The sequence below is a fragment of the Desulfobacula sp. genome (genome assembly GCF_030145145.1).
GTDB lineage: Bacteria > Desulfobacterota > Desulfobacteria > Desulfobacterales > Desulfobacteraceae > Desulfobacula.
In genome coordinates, this window is record NZ_JAQYWD010000030.1 from 64,662 (window position 1) to 83,930 (window position 19,269).

Sequence of the window (19,269 nt, forward strand, 5' to 3'; positions counted from 1 at the left end):
CAACCGGGTAGTTTAATCTACCCGGTTGCTCAGAACCAGGAGGTATGAAGGCGTGGCGTTTATTCTGGAGACAAAAGATTTAACCAAACAATTCGGTGGGTTAACCGCCGTGGACAAAACTTCCCTCAAACTTAAAGAGGGAGGATTACGCTGTATTCTCGGTCCTAACGGCTGCGGTAAGACAACACTTTTCAATCTTATCTCAGGGTGCTATAAGCCCACCTCCGGAAAAATCATCTTTGCTGGCCAGGATATCTCAGGACAGCCTGTTCATCTCATCAATCGTGCAGGAATTGGTCGTAAATTTCAAATACCCAGCGTCTTCAACAGTATGACAGTTGAGGAGAACCTCAGAGTGCCGTCATCCTCTAATTGGAAGCCTTCACTCCTGCGCTCAAAGAACTCTGTACCAGGGAACAGGCAGGAGATTCTCACATTGCTGAACCTGCTTAAGCTGACCGAAAAAACAAATGAACTGGCTGGAAATTTATCTCATGGTGAAAAGCAATGGCTGGAAATTGGCATGGTAATGGCTAGTAAACCACGACTCATGCTTCTAGACGAACCTACTGCAGGCATGACGGCAGCAGAAACCAATAAAACGGCTCAGCTCATTCATCAAATTTCTATAGAAACCGGTATTTCTGTTGTCGTTATTGAACACGACCTTAATTTTGTTAAAAAACTAGCCAGTCGGGTAACGGTTATGTACAAAGGGTCGATATTCCGGGAAGGAAATTATGAGGAGATACAAGAAGATAAAGATGTTCAAAGCATCTATTTAGGGAGGAAGCGGTAGTGCTGAACATTACAAATTTGCACGCCTCCTACGGGGGCAGTCGCATCCTTCAGGGAGTCAACCTTCAGGTGGCCCAAGGCCAAATCATGGCCCTTATGGGTCGAAATGGGATGGGAAAAACAACTTTAATGCGCACAATCATGGGGTTGTTACGTCCGTCTTCCGGCCATATCATTTTTGATGGGAAACCGATTCAGGGCCGCCAGTCCTACAAAATTTCCAGCGATGGCATTGGTTATGTCCCCCAGGGACGTGAAATTTTTGGTGATTTTACGGTGGCTGAAAACCTTCGCCTGGGAGCGCTGAAGTTTGACCGAAAGAATCGAGATATTCCCGAGGAAATTTTTGATTATTTCCCCATTCTGGCTCAGCGGCAAGACCAGTTGGCCGGGTCATTCTCAGGAGGGGAGCAGCAAATGTTGGCCATTGCCAGGGCCCTGGTGGGCCGACCCAAGCTCTTGCTTTTAGATGAACCTTCCGAGGGAATCCAGCCGTCAATCGTTGATGAAATAGGCCAAATATTAAAAAAAATCAATTCTGAGGCTGGATTAACCATCCTTATTGTAGAACAAAATGTGGATATGGTTTTAGAGATCGCTGATAATTTCTCTTTTATGGAAAAAGGCATTATCGTCCATAATTGTCCGGTTCAGGAAATAAAAGCAGACGAATCTATTATTACAGGATACATAAGTGTTTAGGAGATCATCAATTGGCTGACCTACCGATTCTATTATTAAATAGTTTTAGTTATATTCTGGTTCTTATTCTAGTGGCAATGGGCCTGGTAATTATTTTCGGGCTGATGGGTGTCATCAACATGGCCCATGGTGAATTTTTTCTTCTCGGTGCCTATACAGTTGTCATGACGGACTCTCTGGGCATTGGTTTTTGGCCGGGATTAATCCTGGCCCCGATAATTGTCGGGCTGGTTGGATTGGCCTTGGAGTACTTTTGTATCAGATTCCTCTATGACCGTGTACTCGACACCATTTTAGCCACCTGGGGTGTCTCCATTGCCATCAAACAGTTGATCATTATTTTCTTTGGTCCAGCTGGGCTGATGGTCAATCCGCCTTTACCGCAATTGGTCAATATGGGTTTGATCGAATATCCGGCCTATCGGCTTTTCATCATGCTCGCATCACTGAGCGTTATTGGTTTCACTTTTTTTATTTTTTTGAAGACGGACATGGGTTTGGCTGCCCGTGCAGTCATCGCCAATCGCAATATGGCCGCCAGCCTGGGAATAAACACTCGACAAATATATCGAAACACTTTCACCTTTGGCTCTGCCCTTGCCGGACTTGCCGGGGCCATCATGGCGCCCCTGATGAGTTGCGATCCCCAAATGGGACTGGGATTTTTTATTCCTGCCTTTTTGGCCATCCTTGTAGGGGGAACCGGTAGTTTATCCGGTATTCTGGCCGGGGGAATGGTTGTCGGAGGTTCGGACAGCATTATCAGCTACCTTTTTTCTCCCGTTTCATCTCAGATCGTGGTTTTCACACTGGCCGTTATCGTCATCCGTATCAAGCCGCAAGGCATTCTTGGAACCAAAAGAAATGAATAAATTCGCATTTATCAGCCCTAATGGCCGTGTAAACATCATCCGGATCTTTGTCCTAATCGCATTGGGGTGTTTTCCTCTGCTCCAGGATGCTTACCTTTTGTCTCAGCTAACTGTTTTTCTGGTTTACGGTCTCTTCGCCATGAGTCTGTCCTTGATCTGGGGCTATGGTGGCATTTTATGCTTTGGACATGCTGTTTTTTTTGGTATAGGTGCCTATATCATGGCTTTGACCACCAAAGGAATGATACCGGGAATGACCGGAATTTTTACCTCAACGCTATTTGCCCTGCTGTTGTCCATAGCCGGAACTGCCCTCTTTGCATCCATCCTGGGCTATTTTCTGTTTTCCGGCCGACTTTCCGGCCCATATTTTGGAATCGTGACCCTGGCAGTGGCAGTTGTGGCTGAACGTATTGCCACCAAGTGGGATTATATTGGCGGCTTTAACGGCCTTACCAACATTCCTGCATTCTCCATCGGTGGTTACGAAGTCCTTGACCCCCTGGTTTTGTTCTATGTCATATTGGGAATCTGCCTGATATTATATTTGATTTCGGACCGCATTGTTAACGCCCCTTTTGGAACAATTCTTTCTGCAGTTCGTGACAATGAAGACCGCGTAGAATTTTTCGGTTATAATATTGCCAACTTAAAAATTCTCATCTTCTCTATAAGCGCAGGTATAGCTGGTTTGGCCGGTGCGCTCTTCGCCGTGGCAGCGGAATTTGTATCACCGACAATTCTAGGATTCAGCCTTTCAACTGAGGTACTGATCTGGGTCGCGCTTGGCGGTCGTGAAATTCTATTAGCAGCCTTTCTCGGCGCTATTTCCGTCAGAACCATAGAAGCCCTTTTGTCAGATATTTTGGGTTATTATTGGATCTTGGGCTTAGGGGTCCTCTTTATCCTTTGTGTAATGTTCTTTCCCCGAGGCCTGTTTGGCCAGTTATTGTCAAATAAACCACGAAATTGATTGCCGCAGCCAGTCTTATTGACCTGGCTCGCTTGTCAATCAGGGTTCAAGCCCTATCTCAATTTCCCGTTCTTTCCAATGGATAGAACGTGTTGTTTTTTTTATATAGCCCTTTAATCGACGTGCTGATCAGCCGGCGCCAGGGAATCTACTGCTTTCACCACCGTCAGGCAGCCGTCTTTGACCTCGGCAATAAGGATATTCAAAATCATATGGTGATCGGAACCCCGCAGGGTCACCTGGCCGTTTGCCACGACAAGGGACTGGTCAGCCATGAGGTCGATAATCTTTTCCACATCTTCTGTTCCAGCCTTTTTTACGGCCTGGCCAAAAAACTTGACCAGTCCATAATGGGATACATTGTAATAGCTTACCCAGGTATCTTCTCCAAACATCTGCTGCTGACGTCTCACAAATTCCCGGGCTTCGGGGCAATCCAGTGTTGCGAAAAAATGATTGCAGGTTAGAATTCCTTCGGCCTCTTCCCTGCCCAGTGAAGCAAGTGTGCTTTCGTTGAAGGCAAGGGCCACAATCCTGAGCTTCTCTTTAAGGCCTGACGTATGGCACTGCCGCAGAAAAGCCCGGAGTTCCGAATCCACGAGGTCAAGAAAAATCACAGTGGCTCCTGAGTCGGCAATCCGATCAATGACTCCTTGAAAATCTTCGTGGCCAAAGGGAAAATATTCCTCTCCAGAAAGGGTAGCCCTTTTGCGGACGAGGATGTCCTTAACATATTCATTGGTCTTCCTCGGCCAGACATAGTCCGACCCCAGCAGGTAGAAAGCGTCTCCATAGTGCTGGATCATATGGGGGACCACCGGACGCGCATAATGCTCAGGGATGGCCGAGTAGCAGAAAAGGTAGCGATTATAGGCCCCTCCCTCATAGTCTGTACCATAGAGGAGGGGAATCCTGTGTTCGGCAAGAAATCCGATCATCTGATCCCGGGAAGTACTCAGAAGGGGTCCCAGGATGGCCTGCACACCGTCCACCGCCACCAGCTTGCGGGTCCGCTCCAATGCCCTTTGGGGATCTGTTTCAGAATCCTCCACGACCAGCTCAATATGACGTCCGCCAAGAACTCCGCCACTTTCGTTAATTTCCTTCACTGCCATCTTGGCCCCGTTCAGGCACTGTACACCGGAATTTGCCTCACTGCCTGAAAAGGGCAATACAACGCCGATCTTATAAGCATCTGATGTCATTTATCCATACTCCTTTAAGCATTTTCTTCCTTACCCGTAAAAGATCCCTGCCCGGTCCTTGGCTTCATTCATCGTTCGTGAAATCCACGGACCATTTATCATTCAATTCCCGGGCCACATCTGCCAAGTCAAGGGACTTCAGGGTAGACCTTTTGGGAATTCCCGTTTCTTTATCCCACCCGCGAAGATCGTAGAATTCATTCCGCATAACATGAAATTTTTCCTTATCCGCTAAGGGGGGGGGCTCTCTCTTCACCTCCCAGGGCGGCACCTCCGTTTCGGGAACTGTAAAATGATATTCCCCAACTGTATCGTGCTCCTTTCTACGCCCTTCTCGAACAAGCAATGCCCTTTCCAGATTAAATATCCTTTCTCCGATTTTCAACCACTGAACGACATCTACATCCATGCCCGTTGCAGCACAAAAGAGTCTTCTCTCCACATCAGGATCTCCCTTGTAATCAGGCGTATTGATGCTTGTCAAAATCGGAAACGTCGACCAGTCGCAAAGGACGAGACTGTTCTTAAGGCGGGACATATTCTGAACGACAACCGCTACTTTGGCCTTGTCCGTATAAGAGTGAGGATCCACTGCCGCTTCGGATCCATACACCTCCTTACCAATGACCTTCAATCGTTCGGGGCTCAAGGCTCCCTTCTGTGACCGAGGCCAGTGAATTCCTGCCCAATAGACCAAAGCCATCCAATCATGGGCATCGGATATGGGATCCCTTCCGCCCACGGCCCACTGCATTAGGGCAACGGGGTATGAACGAAGAGAATAATGCTCAGCCTGGCCCCGTGCCGGGAAATGGGCCTCATAGGAGGAGCGGGACCTCTCGCCAAGATATTTGAATACCCCTGCCGGACCATCGGCTATCACATTTCCAAAGCCGATTCGGTGGGATATCTTATGGAGTGCCTTCTGGATAAATCCTTCTGTTCCAAAGGTATCCCAGTCCATTCCCGTCTCTTTTTCCGTAAGGTGCCCTGCCTGATATTCCTCGTGCAACCACCCGAGAAGGTCATAGAGTGTATATTCGCAAAGGCCCAGTTTATCACCAAGCACCTTTCCATTCCATGCGGCCTTGTCATTCACGGCACCCAGATTGAGGTAGTATTGAGAAAGGCACATAACTTCCCCCCCCTCAAGGCCTTCCATGTTGATAAAGGATCGACAGGCCACGGGGCAATTGAAACAGGACGCGAAACGCGTGCGGTGCCGTTGTGCAAATTCCATTTGTCCCTTTACCGGTCCCTGGCTTGTCCATTTCCGCATGGGATGATTTCGGAGCAACTTGGTCACATGGCTGCACAGAGTAATAAATTCTTCTCCCCTGGCCACCTTGATGCCATTGGATCCTCTTACGACAATAGCCTTGAGGTTCTTGGCCCCCATGACAGCACCCATCCCGGTCTTTGCTGCCGCATATCCGCTCTCAGAAATAATCGCCGAAAAATGGACACGGTTTTCACCTGCAGGCCCGATACAGAGCGTCCTGACGTGTTTTCCATATTTTTTTGAAAGGCACCTTTGGGTTTCATAGGTATCGAGCCCCCACAGCTCAGGGGCTCTGGAAATCGCCACCCGGTCATCAAATATCTCCAGGACACAAGGCCCTTCAGCCTTTCCCTGAACAATTAAACCGTCATACCCGGCAAATTTTAACTCGGGTGCCCAGTATCCGCCCATCCCTGATCGGGTTGGAATAAACGGGTCAACGCCAGGCGCTTTCGCACAAACTTCCAACCGTCCTGATGACGGTGCCAGTGTCCCCGTTAAAGGTCCCCCCATGAAAACCAGTTTGTTTTCAGAATCAAAGGGATGGACCCCGGGGGGGACTTCATCCCATAGAATCTTCATACCGATACCCACACCGCCCAGGAATCTGTCCGCATAGGCCATGGTCGGCTCATTGCTGGTCTTTCCCGTAGACAAATCCACCCGAAGTATTTTACCGGTCCATCCAAAGATATCTTCAGCCACGCCTGATTCTCCTTCTTAACGTTTTAAATATTTTATCGCTCCCATGGGACACCATCGAACACACTGAGGTTTTCCTCCGCAAAGATCACAACTACCAAGGACTTCCCCCTCCACCTCACCCGTGAAAGGTTCCATGTAAATTGCCAAGCAAGCCAAACTTGGGTTAAACTCTTTTTCGTGGAAAAAGGAGCAGACATTAAGACAGATCTTACACCCAACACAGCGCAACGAATTGATTGCTATACTGCCCATGATTTAATTTCCCTTTTTAGCAAATTCTTATTTCAACTTTTTTACTCATACTCTCCAATGAATCATTTTCATTGTTGTATACAATATACAATAAATACTTTATACTTTTAAAAAAATCAAAACAAATATTATTAAAGGAAGAGTGAACGATCGCTCTTACAAAGGCTGTTCACCGGACAATTTAGGGGGCATGGCTGAAGTTAACAATTTTATTCCAGGATTTTAATCAAATTTTTCAGCCGTTTATCTTTGATATTTTCTAGTATTATTATTTAAAACGAAGTGAAACACAATGTTTTCAAATATGGTAAGATAGGAAAGAAGGATTTTAGTCCATTGTAAAAACCCTGGCCCTGAGGGCCAGGGTTTTTACAATGGACTAAAATTGATTAAATCAGGGGATCACCCAGGATGCATTGATGCGATGATCCTCCCAGTGAAATTTCGCCCGGCAATGACCCGTCAATTTTAACCATAGCCAGTCCATTTCATCGAATCGGCAGACAATGACAGCAAAATTTTTACGGGCCTTTGTGTTATCAAACAGTTTGGACGTCGTGTCCCTCAAAAAATCCGGCAGGCCCGAAGTCGGTTTTTCCGCGGGCAACCCCGGCGGAATTTCAGCGCAGTAATTGATTCGACTTGTCTGGCGCACCTTTTTCCATTGAGATCCAGCCGTTTCATCGTCGGTATGAACCCAAGCGGTTCCGGAAAAGCGCAGCTGTATCCATTTTTCAGGATGATAAAATAACCAGCTCACACGGGGATTGTCCCTGATTTGTGAAACCTTGGGTGTTCTGACATCACAGTGACATATCAATGTCCGGTCTGTTTCTGAAAACCCCCTCAGGATAACAGTTCTAACCTCGGGCTTGTTGCCGTCCATGGTGGTAAGTACGGGTCGGTAAAACGGATGCCGGAAATTTCCAACACCTTGATGGAGAAGTTTCCAGCACGAAGGCAGAACATCCTCCAGTTTTGAGATGGGTTGTTTTTTTCCAAATATCATGGATATTCATTTCCTCGCATGAGCCCTGATGCTGACATAACAAAAAATCGTGATGTCTTGACAACATCAGGGAACAGAAAGCACTGCACAATTGCAGAGGTCATCACTTTCAAACGCTGTCATATCCCCGGCACTTAAACCCGGCACAGGAAATACCCGTACCGTCAGCGGCTTGTTTAAACGATATGCCATTGTTCCCGTATCCCTCATCAGTGCAGAAATTTTATCTATGGAGGTATCCCCGGGGATGGGAACAGTGTCCAACCCGATGCCACACACTGCGCTGTAAGTTAATAATGAACGGATATCAAAATTTGATTGAATGGTTCCTTGGGCCAGTCCCATATCTTCTGTCAGGGCGAGCATAAGCCCGGAAAACCCCACCAGTTGAATATCTTTGATAGATTTGAACACGTTTGTTAATAATGATGATGCTTCAACTGTACCGGATGCCCCAAAATACTCGACCCCCATTTGTTCATAGATTTCCACCATACTGGAACATTTTTTTGACGGTGCTGCCGAGCTGTCAAAACCGGAAAATTTAAAATTTTCATCACCACATGACTGCTCAATCAGGTTTTGAATGGTTGAAATATGATATTGTAACGCGCCACTCATGACCGTATAATATCCTTTAAACAAATCATTGTGAGTGTTAAGATCCGTGCGGTGATTGAAGTCTTCAAGTACATGAACAAGCAAATCCGGGGTTTCAAGCCCAATCACAAAACAATTGCCCCGTTCTTTTCTGTGATAACCAGCCGGGAAATAGGGGATGAGAGGATCACAATTAAAGTTGACGGTAAAATTAAAATTGCCCTCCCCCCTTGGCGTAATCTTGCTTATGTGAGAAACCGCTTCGGCTGAGTAACGGATCAACTCATTGTTCAACACACCAAAATCGTCACGGTCGACATTTACACATACGTTGCACAGATCTCCAAATTCTTTCACCAGTTCAGGTAAAAGACGAATCTCGCTCTTTGTTCTGGCTTCTCCAATCGCAAAACGAACACGAATGCCTGCCATGTCAGACGATTTCAAAAGATTGCTCAAATACTGCAAGTCTATTTTTGCACTTTCCAAGCTCTCGGTATTCAGGTATTCGCCAAACGGATTGGTGACAATTCTCACCGACTGAACAATGTATCCATTCTCCAAAAAAACGTTTGAAAGACCTGCGCAAAACTGTGATGCCCTTACAATTTCTGGTTTCCAGGTTTTTTTGTCCCCACTTAAAGATAAAAAAGTTGTAATTGTCCTTATTTTACAAAGTTCTTTGTTTTTGAAATTCAATTTAAGCCATCCTTTTATGATCCCATAACATTTATATATCGGATAATTTTTTCAATGGCGTGCCGGCTGTCCATGATATCAAGGTCAATTTCCAGGGCGGCCTGCAAATTGTATTTTTCAACGATGTCATTGAAACATCGTTTTTTAACCGTACACACAAGCATGCTTATGCCTGCCTGAATGGCCGCTTGCAACACTTTTTCAAGCCCTGCCCCTTTAAGTTCCAGCTTGCCGAGTTCATCGAGCAAAAGAATGTCCGGACCATTGCCGGCAACCTGCCGGGCAAACGGGTGATCCAGAAAATACTGGGTATCGGGATCAAAAAAATATCCGTTATTATTTTCCCGTGGCGTTGCCCAGGGATATGTTTCTTCTTTCCCTAACCGGCATAGCACATACCCCGAAGCAAATTGAGCAGAACAATGAATTCTTTCCGGCGCCTTTGCCAAAAAACCGTCAACCGCCCATCCGGAAGACAGCCGCCCTGCCAGGGAGGACAGAAAAGTGGTTTTTCCACTGGTAACAGCCCCGGTAATTAAAATAATTTTTTGCATATAACTCCCTTCATATTCAAGACATAATCCATTATATGAAAAAATGCAAAATCAAACACGCCCATCTTTCATTTTTTATAGATACGCCGTATGATGCCGGGATAAAAGATGAACATCATTAACCTAAAAGGAAACAACGTGGAAGGTGCGTCCAGATATATCAACGGAGAAGTGATCCAATTTGACCAAAAGAATGACGGATTTAAACGGCCTTTCTGGGATCCCAAAATGGCCCGGGTAAGGGAAAACTTCTACTTTGCCAAGGTCCCGCCCAAAAAAATACCAGGGTATGAGCTCAAAGATCAATCAGCCGTTAATGCGTCATGGCTACTGGATTCAAAATATGCCAACGGCAATAACGGTGGCAAGCAAGGATTGTATAACTGGGAATGGGATGGCTGTTTTGATTTCCCCCGCGTTCCCAGTGGATGTAAAACCCCTGAAATGGAACCCCATATTTTAACCCAACAGATAAAAAAAATGGCTGCTTTTTTTGGTGCGTCATTATGTGGTATCTGCAAGGTAGATGCGCGTTGGCTTTACTCGTCTGCATTTATTGGTGATCGGAAAGGCGGACGATCAGTGCCCCTGGATTTTCCGAAAACCTGCAGGTATGCAGTGGTTCTTGCCTTTGAAATGGATTATGACGTCATCCAATATTCCCCGGCACACCCCGCCTCTATTGCCGTTGGTCTGGGTTACTCAAAAATGGCATTTACCACCGGATTGCTGGCACAGTATATCCGGGGCCTGGGGTTTCAAGCCATTCCCAGCGGAAATGATACCGCCTGCAGCATTCCCCTTGCCATTGATGCCGGACTAGGTGAAATTGCCCGAAACGGCCTTTTGGTCACTCCTGCTTTTGGCCCAAGGGTTCGGCTGGCAAAAGTGTTTACCGATATGCCCTTGATATCGGACATGCCCATGGAATTCGGGGTATGGGAAAAGGCGGAAAGCCAATCAATTCTGGCAATCTTAAACAGCATTGCATATTATCAGATAGACGGATCTCCCCGAATTTTAATATAACCCACATGTCGGCCTGCCGACACAACGAATAACGAAAATGGTATTATGCCACCCCCGAAGGGCGATCGGATCGCCCTTCGGGGGCTCTGCTGTCGCATTTTCATATAAAAGAACACCGACTGCAAAGCGTTTATATTGATTTATCTCAGTCCGGTCTTATATTTATAGGTTAATAAGGCATGACAGGAAAAAAAAACAGGACTTGTCATGTAATTAATTTATTCGGAGGTGGTTATGAAATCCTACACGAAAAAAAAAGCAGCCATGTGCTGTGCCGTTGGAAAAAAGAGGATGACGGATGCTCTCAGATCCTGTGATTACAGCGCAACCAGCCCAGAAGAACGCAGTGCCTGCTACAAATCGGTCGCCAAGGACAGCGGCCTTCGCTCCAAAGCCTGCATCCTGATGTAATGACACCGTAACCCGATCACACGAGCGGGTATTACCATATGCCGGGAAAAGGAAGGCTCTCAATCAGCAGCCTTTTTTTTCCCGGCTTTTTCGTTTATAGAAACAATGAACAGGTATCGTATTGATTTGTTCTCCACTCCTTTTTAAAAAAAATATTGAATCTGTTCCTTTTACACAGAATTTTATGTAATAATCAATCCCTGATCCCAGGATCAGTTGATTATAAACCATATTAAAAAGGCAGTAAAAATGAAAAAAATTATTCATACGGAAACGGCACCAGCCGCCATCGGACCCTATTCACAAGCCATAGAAATCAATGGGTTGCTTTTTGTATCTGGACAGATCCCCCTTGTCCCTGCTACAGGCGAACTTGTTGCCGGTGATATTAAAGCGCAGACAAAGCAGGTGATTGAGAACCTTAAATCAATTGTCACTTCTGCAAATTATAATTTTGAAACCGTCGTAAAATGTACCTGTTTTTTAACGGACATGAAAGATTTTGCCGCATTTAACGAAGTCTATTCCAGCTATTTTGGTTCGATCGTTCCCGCAAGAGAATGTGTTCAAGTGGCGGGTTTGCCAAAAGACGCCAATGTAGAAATCTCACTGATTTGTAGCCAATAAAGCGAAAACGATAACCGCCTGGCTAACTGCATTGGATGGTCACCGATCCCTGATTTTTTCCGGTTATTGTAATTTTCCGTTAACACCACCAGACCGTCCACTGCGCCTGCCAAAAATGTGATGGCCAGGCTTCTATTTTTCTGGAGGGGATCAATGAAGTTCAATTTGATTGATCGGTGTATTATCGGAATTACCAAGAACGAATTTGATATATTTCCGTTCGGCCCGGTTAAAATCCTTGTGTGTATAATATTTGATATTTTCTTCAATCTCGAATTTTTTTTTATACTGCTGTATCAGCAACTCCATTCCAATATTTTTAACTGTATTATCACGCATATCGACCTGCCTTTTCCTTCTGAGAACCAAGATGATATTGAACTACAGTAGCAAAACACATACCCGACGGATAAAAAATACTACACCTCTTTTGTATTAATTCATTTCAAAAACAAACAAATCGCCTGGTCAAAAAAAAATATTATAAAAATCAATTGGTTGGACGTCTAACCCATCGGAGAAAAATTTTCTGTCCGGGCATGTTTTTGAAAATTTTCAAAACCCGGGGGTGATAAAAGTTTTTACAGGGTGTTAAAAACTACTTGACACATGCCGTTATATTTTGGTTTAAATAACGGGCATGAAACTAAACGTAAAAATAACCATCAGCAAAGATTCTCCTACCCCGTTTATGGGACCAGGCCCGGCACAATTACTGGAAAAAATCAGAGAGTATCATTCAATTAATTTGGCAGCCGGCAGCATGAACCTTTCATATGCCAAAGCGTTAAAAATACTGAACCGGTTGGAAAAAAGCCTTGGTAACCCATTGTTAATCAGGACAAGAGGTGGAAATGATCGGGGCGGTACCAAAGTTACGCCGTATGGGGAAAAATACCTTGAAAATTTCCAGAAATTACAAAAAAAAATCGAAACATCCGCTCAAAAGGAATTTGATATTTTTCAACGACGACTTCAGAAAGGAAAATAAAATGAAACATGCGAAACGATTATCTTTACGTGTACTATTAACATTATTTTTTCAAGTAGCTGGAAAAGAGGACACGGCTTAAATGGGTAATCAAGTGACAAGAGGGTTGCTGCTGGTGATCTGCATGCTTTTATCAACCGTTCAAGCGTTTTCAGAAACAAGTCGGCCAATCAATCTGGCGGTTGAATTTGTGGATCATGCCGCCTGTGCGCATATTGCCAAGCACCATAACTGGTATGCGGAAACCGGCCTCAATATCAACGCTTTTGACAGTTACGCCACCGGTATGGGGCTTTCGGCTGCCCTTGCCAAGGGTAGTATTGATGCCGCGTACATCTGTCTGCTGCCGGCGATCAATGCTTATGCCAATGCCCATGTACCCATTAAAGTGGTGGCGGGTACTCACTTGTACGGGTACGGGCTCATTGTTAACCCCGAAAAAATAAAAACCGTCAAAGACCTGTCCGGGCGGGATATTCGGTTGGGCTGTACCCGGGAGGGAAGTCCACCGGCCGCCCTGCTTCATAAACTGCAGGCCACATATGATCTTGATCCGAATATCGTCACCAAATCCCGTCGCATGTCGCCCCCCAAATTGCTTCTGGCCCTGAAAACCGGTCAGCTGGATGCCGCTTTTATGCCGGAGCAGTTTCCAACCATGGGGGAATCAGACGGTTTTAAAGAATTGATCAGTGCCCGGGACCTGTGGTCGAACATGCAGGGAAGTGTCCTGGTGGTCCGCCGTGACCTGATCAGACACCATCCGGATGTCGTTGAAAAACTGGTTGGTCTGACACGACGGGGGATTCAATACATTCATGATAACCCGGAGCAGGCAAGCATCATTGTGGCCCGGGAGCTCAATGTAATGAGAGGAGATATCTTTCCTGTAAAACTGGCCGGCAGCCTGCAGCAACTGACGGTATCACCCGATGTGATCCAGCGTTCCCTTGACCATAAACTGGTTAATACCGTCTCAATCAATCCAGCCATGGTCCAGGAAATGATCAACTATGCGGCAAAAATCGGATCCATTAAAAAGCCCTTTCCAGCAGAAGAAATCTTAGATTTGAGGTTCCTTTATGACTGATCAACAGCCGATTCATTTTCTCTGGGGAATGGTACCGGTTTTTGTGATGCTGCTCCTCTGGGAAACAACGGCACGCCTTCAATTGATTCCCGGCGGTATTTTTTTCCCACCGTTTACCGCTGTGATGGCAGAGGTGGGGGATATGCTTTTCGGGGGTGTGTTGATTCCAAATTTCATGTACAGCCTGGGCCGGGTGGTGGCCGGATTTATCAGCGGTTCGGTGTGTGGTATCGGTATGGGTATTCTGATGGGATGGAACGAACGTGCCAATCGCTGGTTCAGCCCCATCATCGGCCTTCTCTACCCAATACCGGCCCTGGGATGGCTTCCGGTCCTGATGTTGTGGATCGGTGTTAATGAAATGCTTCCCATTGCCATTATCTTTATATGCTCCTTTTTTCCGGTCCTTTATAATACGCTGACCGGTGTTCGTCAGGTCAAACCCGAACTGATCAATGCGGCCCGTATACTTGGTGCCTCGGACTTGTTCATTTTACAACGGGTGGTGGTCCCCCTGGCTTTGCCCAATATCTTTACCGGTTTGAAACTGGAGGCAGGAATGGCTTGGAAAGTTGTCATCGCATCGGAAATGGTTGCCATTCCCACGGGTATTGGCGCGTTGATGATGCGTGCGGAAAGCCTGGTTCGGATGGATATTATCCTCGTCTGCCTGATGATATTGTCAGTGATGTGCCTGCTTTTCGAAAGATTTTTTGCGTTTCTTGAGTTCAAGACCACTGGCAAATGGCGATAATATGCCGGTTATTTCTCTATCGTCCATTACGAATCACATCTGTCAAGGCACAGACCTGCAGGTTCACGATGGGGAGCTTCTTGTACTGGCAGGTGCAACCGGAGCCGGTAAAACCACACTTCTCAATGTCATTGCCGGACTTACTTCCTATGGGGGCAGCGTCCAATTTAACGGAACATGTGTGGACAGTCTGCCGCCTTCAAAAAGGAATGTCGGCTACCTGTTCCAGGACTTTGCCTTATTTCCCCACCTCACCGTGACTGAGAATATTGCCTTTGGCCTTCAGGCCCGGGGCCTGGATAAAAAAGTTATTTCTCATCGGGTGTCGGAATTGTTAGCCCTGCTTAAAATAGAATCTCTGAACAACAGATATCCCAAGTCCTTGAGCGGGGGGGAAAAGCAACGAATCGCCCTGGCAAGGACCCTGGCCCCCCACCCTGAAATCTTACTTCTTGATGAGCCCTTCAGTAACCTGGATCAACGCACTGCAAAATTTCTCAGGTTAGAAATCAAAAGCCTCCAGCAAAAACTCGGTCTGACAGCCGTATACGTGACGCATAACCAGATGGAAGCCTTTGAAATGGGAGATAGACTGGCGGTAATTAAAAATGGCCAAATTGAACAGATCGGAACCCCGGTTGAGATTCTGTTTAATCCTATCACCCCTGCAGTCTCAGAGCTTTTTGGTGCACCCAATATATTTCAGTGCAGCCGTATTGACGCACTTGATTTCGGGCTGGGCAAAGCGAACTGCGGCCGTCTGACACTGATTGTTCCCTATGATGGAAAAGCCGTGGATAAAATTGCCGTGTTTCCTTCGGGTGTGCGATTGTCCAGGCACCCCATCAATACCCCGATGCCAAACCGATTACAGGGCATCGTTCTTGACGTTCGCCTAAAACCGCCTGTGGTGATGGTGGACATTCAGGTAAACGATGAAAAGATAACCGCAGAACTTCCCAGCCAGCTCTGGGAAAAAATCCATATCGAAATTTCAGATCCTGTTTATGCAACCATTTCCCTGAAATGGATTCGCGTTTTAACTAAATAAAATTTGATATTGATCACACTTGTCAAAAAAAGCGATGAATTGTTTTGTTATTGTTATCTGAAAAAGGTATAAAATCCCTATGAATATTGTATCCACTATTGTTCCGATATTTATTGTTGTTTTTTTGGGGCTGGTTGCAAAGCAGCGAGGATTTTTCACCCCTGATTTTTTAGGCCAGGCCAATCGTCTGGTCTATTATTTTGCTATACCTGCCATGATATTCAACGCCATTTCCAAAGCCACCTTGCGGACCCAGTTTAATCTGTCCGTGATCATGATCTCCCTTTTCTGTGTCTTGCTGATTACCGCCATTGCCTGGAAGACATCACGTATCCTTAATTTGGTCAAGTCCTCCCAGGGGACCTTTATTCAGTCTTCCTTCCATGGTAATCTGGGATATATTGGCTTGGCTGTGGCCTTCTATTACCTTGGAGACAGTGGTTTTGTGAAAGCCGCCATTATTGCAGGATTTATTATGATTCTTCAAAATATCCTGGCGGTGATTGCCCTGCAATACCATGGCAAGGACACGATGGCGCGCACCAGTATCACAGCCACCATGAAAACCACCATGGCTAATCCAGTCGTCCTGTCGGCCCTGGCCGGAATTATTTTTTCCCTGTCAGGACTTCAAATGCCGCTGATCATTGAGCGGGCACTGACCATTATCAAAGGCATGGCCCTTCCCATGGCGCTTCTGATTATTGGCGCTTCCCTTTCCTTTAAAAAATTCAAACCCAGGTTTTGGCCTGTAATGGTCTCCTGTTTTTTAAAGGTGATAATGACTCCAGCCATTGGACTGATATTGTTCAAGCTGTTCTCCTTGGATCCTTTCGACTATCTTCCGGGTTTGATTCTCCTTTCTTCCCCAACAGCCACCCTGACCTATGTCATGGCAAGGGAGATCGGGGGGGATTCTGATTTTGCAGTGGCTGCCATATCCATCAGCACCCTATTCTCAAGTATGACCTATGGACTATGGTTGACCATGGGGTAAATTATCAACGGCTTAACAATAAAATCAATACAGGATTGATTCCATAAAATTAGTAATTCTTACCACTCGTTGGTATTTTTAACCATTTTTATCGGACAAAACACCCATTGAATTTCCATATCATGCTCCATATAATTGATATTAAAGCTAATTTTGTTTTGGTATACTGTTTGCTAAGTCTGTACTAAAAGTAGAATATATGTTTAATATTTATTTAAAAAGGAAAAACAATGCACAGAAACGATACGCACAGAAAATCAATCGGATATATTTTATGGATATTCGGGTTCATTGGCGCACATAGATTTTATTATGGGAAACCGCTATCAGGTACCCTCTATTTTTTTACTTTGGGTTTACTTGGAATAGGATGGATTGTTGATTTTTTCTTGATTCCTTCCATGGATAAAGAAGCAGATTTAAGATACTTTGCCGGCGATACTGACTTCTCGCTTGCATTCATATTTCTAACATTTCTAGGTATATTTGGTGTTCATCGCATGTATATGCGAAAATGGATATCCGGGCTCCTCTATCTTTTCACTGGCGGTGTGTTTGGTCTTGGTGTTCTGTATGATTTCTGGACCCTGAATGATCAGGTATCCATGAGGAACCGAAACACACGACAAATTGCCTTGTGAAGTAAGAATATCTGCATTTTCCGCTTTTGTACTTTCCGGAAGCGGTTTTTGAGTATAAGGCTCTGTTTCAATTTGATTAAATTAAAAACAGAGCCCTAACAAACATTATTTTTTAAGAACTAAATAATAGGCTCTTCCATTTCGGTAAACAAGTAAAAGCGTATCTCCATTGGAAGATTTTTTATACGCGTCCCTAAAATCATCGACAGAGTTTACTTCCATTCGGTTGATTTCCAGGATGATATCACCAGGCCTTAAATTTGCCATCTGAGATGGGCTGCCATCTTTAACGGATGTGATGATGACACCTTGATTGACTTGATCCGGTATCTGGAATTTGGATTTGGTCCCATCATTCAAAGGTGCAATTGTGATACCGCTTAACGCACCATAATCCTTTTCGAAGAAAGAATGGGCTGCGAGATTTTCAGGTAACTGATCTAACTCAACAGTACTGGTTTTTTCCTTTTTGTTTCTAACATATTGAATAGATACTTTGGCCCCTGCACCAAGTGAAGCTATGGTGCTTCTAAGCTGACCGGTATTATTAACCTGTTTGCCGTTAATTTTTAGGATAACGTCGCCACGTTTGATTCCTGCTTTTTGTGCCGGGCCGTCTTCTGCTACTTCAGAGACAAGAACACCGATTGTCTGATCCAGCCCCATGGCCTTTGCAAGGCCCTGATTCAGATCCTGGATAGAGACCCCTAACCAACCTCGTATGACCTTGCCGTGTTTGACCAGACTGTTCATTATCGAGTGAGCCATATTGGAGGGTATTGCAAAACCGATCCCCTGATATCCTCCGGACCGGCTTATAATGGCAGTATTAATACCAACCAGTTCGCCTTTCAGGTTAATCAGTGCACCACCTTAATTCCCCGGATTGATAGCCGCATCTGTCTGTATAAAATCCTCATAGTCTGTTATGCCGACATTGGCACGTCCTTTGGCTGATACAATTCCCATGGTGACTGTATGGTCAAGGCCAAAGGGATTCCCCATGGCAAGCACGATCTCTCCAAGCCGAAGCACACTAGAATCCCCTATTGGAATGGGTTCTATTCCCTTGAGATCTCCTTTAAGCTGCAATACCGCAACATCACTTTTAGGATCGGTCCCGACGATTTTAGCTTCCATCTCCCTTTCATCTGCCAGAGTGACCAAAATCTCTTCCGCATTGTCTACGACATGATTGTTTGTGAGCACAAGACCATCCTTAGAAACAATAACACCTGAACCAAGGCTTTTCTCTCTCCTTTCCCTGGGAATGTTAAAGAATCCTTGTCCAAAGAAATGCTGAAAAAAAGGGTCATTAAAAAATGGATGATATTGCTGCCCCTGCTGGGTTTTGATCACTTTAGTAGATGATATATTAACAACACTGTTGATCCGTTTTTCTGCCACGTCTGCAATAACACTGCCGCCCCTAACAAGAAGAGCGCTTTTACTGTCAGCAAAACCATTTGAGGCGTTAAAACTTATGATTTGAAATGCAAGAACGATCAACAGCATCAATTTCAACATAATATTCATGCGTGATCCCAGTGTTAAACTTCTCATTGTCATCTAACTCCCGTTCTTTGATCTTTGTTATTTGAGATGGGAAGCTACCCGGAGAAAGCTTCCCATCCCTGGGTTAATGTTACACCCTCAAAGGAGGATACGTTAGGCCGGGTGAATTTGGTATTTTACGCGGTTTTTATCTCAATCTGTCTGGGTTTGGCTGCTTCGGACTTGGGCAGATGCAATCTTAACACACCGTTTTTAAGCTCTGCTTCAACTTTTTCTACATCAATGGTCTGGGGAACAGAAAAGCTCCTGACATATTCAGCATTCGTAAACTCTTCATATGTTGCTGCCCCTTCTGTCTCAAGTTTCCTGACACCGGATATCGATAATGTACCGTTATCAATATCAACTGAGATATCTTTTTTTACAACTCCCGGCATGTCTGCCTGGAGGAGTATTTCGTCTTCATTTTCATAAATATCAACGGCGGGTGTTGCTTCGTATACGCCACGTGT

23 protein-coding genes are annotated in these 19,269 nt (G+C 45.3%); 13 read left to right on the forward strand and 10 right to left on the reverse strand.

Annotation, left to right across the window (positions count from 1 at the left end; translation table 11 throughout):
* Window positions 1-52 precede the first annotated feature (52 nt).
* The 4 genes from Q1Q15_RS17100 to Q1Q15_RS17115 are packed head-to-tail and all read left to right on the forward strand — an operon-like array spanning window position 53 to window position 3,345.
* Complete coding sequence (locus Q1Q15_RS17100) at window positions 53-799, forward strand: ATP-binding cassette domain-containing protein (RefSeq protein WP_300462612.1); 747 nt, start codon at window positions 53-55, stop codon at window positions 797-799.
* On the forward strand, window positions 799-1,500 hold the full coding sequence (urtE, locus tag Q1Q15_RS17105) for an urea ABC transporter ATP-binding subunit UrtE (RefSeq protein WP_300462615.1): 702 nt from the start codon (window positions 799-801) through the stop codon (window positions 1,498-1,500). Before Q1Q15_RS17100 ends, urtE begins: the two co-directional genes overlap by 1 nt.
* Window positions 1,501-1,511: 11 nt before the next feature.
* Entirely contained in the window at window positions 1,512-2,372 is an 861-nt protein-coding gene (locus tag Q1Q15_RS17110) for a hypothetical protein (protein WP_300462618.1), read from the forward strand.
* Entirely contained in the window at window positions 2,365-3,345 is a 981-nt protein-coding gene (locus tag Q1Q15_RS17115; protein WP_300462621.1) for a branched-chain amino acid ABC transporter permease, read from the forward strand. Before Q1Q15_RS17110 ends, Q1Q15_RS17115 begins: the two co-directional genes overlap by 8 nt.
* Window positions 3,346-3,458: 113 nt before the next feature.
* On the opposite strand, the gene Q1Q15_RS17120 is transcribed toward Q1Q15_RS17115, so the two are convergent.
* The 6 genes from Q1Q15_RS17120 to Q1Q15_RS17140 form a co-directional block, all read right to left on the reverse strand.
* A complete protein-coding gene (locus Q1Q15_RS17120) occupies window positions 3,459-4,550 on the reverse strand; it encodes a substrate-binding protein (RefSeq protein ID WP_300462623.1) in 1,092 nt (363 codons plus the stop codon).
* Window positions 4,551-4,614: 64 nt separating this feature from the next.
* Complete coding sequence (locus Q1Q15_RS17125) at window positions 4,615-6,537, reverse strand: aldehyde ferredoxin oxidoreductase N-terminal domain-containing protein (protein ID WP_300462626.1); 1,923 nt, start codon at window positions 6,535-6,537, stop codon at window positions 4,615-4,617.
* Window positions 6,538-6,552: 15 nt separating this feature from the next.
* Window positions 6,553-6,789 (reverse strand): 4Fe-4S dicluster domain-containing protein, encoded by a 237-nt coding sequence (locus Q1Q15_RS25520; RefSeq protein ID WP_363321011.1) that lies wholly within the window; start codon window positions 6,787-6,789, stop codon window positions 6,553-6,555.
* Between the two features lie 394 nt (window positions 6,790-7,183).
* Window positions 7,184-7,798 (reverse strand): pyridoxamine 5'-phosphate oxidase family protein, encoded by a 615-nt coding sequence (locus tag Q1Q15_RS17130; RefSeq protein WP_300462629.1) that lies wholly within the window; start codon window positions 7,796-7,798, stop codon window positions 7,184-7,186.
* A 66-nt stretch (window positions 7,799-7,864) separates the two neighbouring features.
* Window positions 7,865-9,097, reverse strand: coding sequence for a DUF711 family protein (locus tag Q1Q15_RS17135; protein ID WP_300462632.1), 1,233 nt, complete (start codon window positions 9,095-9,097; stop codon window positions 7,865-7,867).
* Window positions 9,098-9,111: 14 nt separating this feature from the next.
* On the reverse strand, window positions 9,112-9,651 hold the full coding sequence (locus Q1Q15_RS17140) for a nucleoside-triphosphatase (protein WP_300462635.1): 540 nt from the start codon (window positions 9,649-9,651) through the stop codon (window positions 9,112-9,114).
* A 108-nt stretch (window positions 9,652-9,759) separates the two neighbouring features.
* On the opposite strand from Q1Q15_RS17140, the gene Q1Q15_RS17145 reads away from it, so the two are divergent.
* The 3 genes from Q1Q15_RS17145 (at window position 9,760) to Q1Q15_RS17155 (ending at window position 11,718) form a co-directional block, all read left to right on the forward strand.
* Window positions 9,760-10,680, forward strand: a complete 921-nt coding sequence (locus Q1Q15_RS17145) for a reductive dehalogenase domain-containing protein (RefSeq protein WP_300462638.1) — start codon at window positions 9,760-9,762, stop codon at window positions 10,678-10,680.
* Between the two features lie 234 nt (window positions 10,681-10,914).
* Complete coding sequence (locus tag Q1Q15_RS17150; RefSeq protein ID WP_300462639.1) at window positions 10,915-11,091, forward strand: hypothetical protein; 177 nt, start codon at window positions 10,915-10,917, stop codon at window positions 11,089-11,091.
* Window positions 11,092-11,340: 249 nt separating this feature from the next.
* Window positions 11,341-11,718: a RidA family protein gene (locus tag Q1Q15_RS17155; protein ID WP_300462642.1), complete on the forward strand. Its 378-nt coding sequence runs from the start codon at window positions 11,341-11,343 to the stop codon at window positions 11,716-11,718.
* 150 nt (window positions 11,719-11,868) lie between these two features.
* Here the strand turns inward: Q1Q15_RS17155 and Q1Q15_RS17160 are convergent, their stop codons facing one another.
* Window positions 11,869-12,057, reverse strand: coding sequence for a hypothetical protein (locus Q1Q15_RS17160; RefSeq protein WP_300462645.1), 189 nt, complete (start codon window positions 12,055-12,057; stop codon window positions 11,869-11,871).
* A 301-nt stretch (window positions 12,058-12,358) separates the two neighbouring features.
* Between Q1Q15_RS17160 and Q1Q15_RS17165 the strand changes: the two genes are divergently transcribed.
* The 6 genes from Q1Q15_RS17165 to Q1Q15_RS17190 all read left to right on the forward strand — a co-directional run bounded on the left by Q1Q15_RS17165 (window position 12,359) and on the right by Q1Q15_RS17190 (window position 17,242).
* The gene (locus Q1Q15_RS17165; RefSeq protein ID WP_300462648.1) at window positions 12,359-12,709 is read left to right on the forward strand and encodes a LysR family transcriptional regulator; all 351 of its coding nucleotides are present in this window, start codon (window positions 12,359-12,361) and stop codon (window positions 12,707-12,709) included.
* A gap of 82 nt (window positions 12,710-12,791) precedes the next feature.
* Window positions 12,792-13,799, forward strand: coding sequence for an ABC transporter substrate-binding protein (locus tag Q1Q15_RS17170; RefSeq protein WP_300462651.1), 1,008 nt, complete (start codon window positions 12,792-12,794; stop codon window positions 13,797-13,799).
* A complete protein-coding gene (locus Q1Q15_RS17175) occupies window positions 13,792-14,553 on the forward strand; it encodes an ABC transporter permease (protein WP_300462654.1) in 762 nt (253 codons plus the stop codon). The genes Q1Q15_RS17170 and Q1Q15_RS17175 overlap by 8 nt, the downstream gene beginning before the upstream one ends.
* A 1-nt stretch (window position 14,554) precedes the next feature.
* Entirely contained in the window at window positions 14,555-15,604 is a 1,050-nt protein-coding gene (locus tag Q1Q15_RS17180; protein WP_300462656.1) for an ABC transporter ATP-binding protein, read from the forward strand.
* A gap of 79 nt (window positions 15,605-15,683) precedes the next feature.
* Window positions 15,684-16,601: an AEC family transporter gene (locus Q1Q15_RS17185; protein ID WP_300462659.1), complete on the forward strand. Its 918-nt coding sequence runs from the start codon at window positions 15,684-15,686 to the stop codon at window positions 16,599-16,601.
* 230 nt (window positions 16,602-16,831) lie between these two features.
* Window positions 16,832-17,242 (forward strand): TM2 domain-containing protein, encoded by a 411-nt coding sequence (locus tag Q1Q15_RS17190; protein ID WP_300462662.1) that lies wholly within the window; start codon window positions 16,832-16,834, stop codon window positions 17,240-17,242.
* Between the two features lie 105 nt (window positions 17,243-17,347).
* On the opposite strand, the gene Q1Q15_RS17195 is transcribed toward Q1Q15_RS17190, so the two are convergent.
* The 3 genes from Q1Q15_RS17195 to Q1Q15_RS17205 all read right to left on the reverse strand — a co-directional run.
* Complete coding sequence (locus tag Q1Q15_RS17195; RefSeq protein WP_363321012.1) at window positions 17,348-18,010, reverse strand: PDZ domain-containing protein; 663 nt, start codon at window positions 18,008-18,010, stop codon at window positions 17,348-17,350.
* Window positions 18,011-18,115: 105 nt separating this feature from the next.
* Window positions 18,116-18,805: a trypsin-like peptidase domain-containing protein gene (locus tag Q1Q15_RS17200; protein ID WP_300462667.1), complete on the reverse strand. Its 690-nt coding sequence runs from the start codon at window positions 18,803-18,805 to the stop codon at window positions 18,116-18,118.
* A gap of 128 nt (window positions 18,806-18,933) precedes the next feature.
* Window positions 18,934-19,269 (reverse strand): Hsp20/alpha crystallin family protein (locus Q1Q15_RS17205; RefSeq protein ID WP_300462670.1); only part of this gene is annotated, 336 nt, incomplete at its 5' end.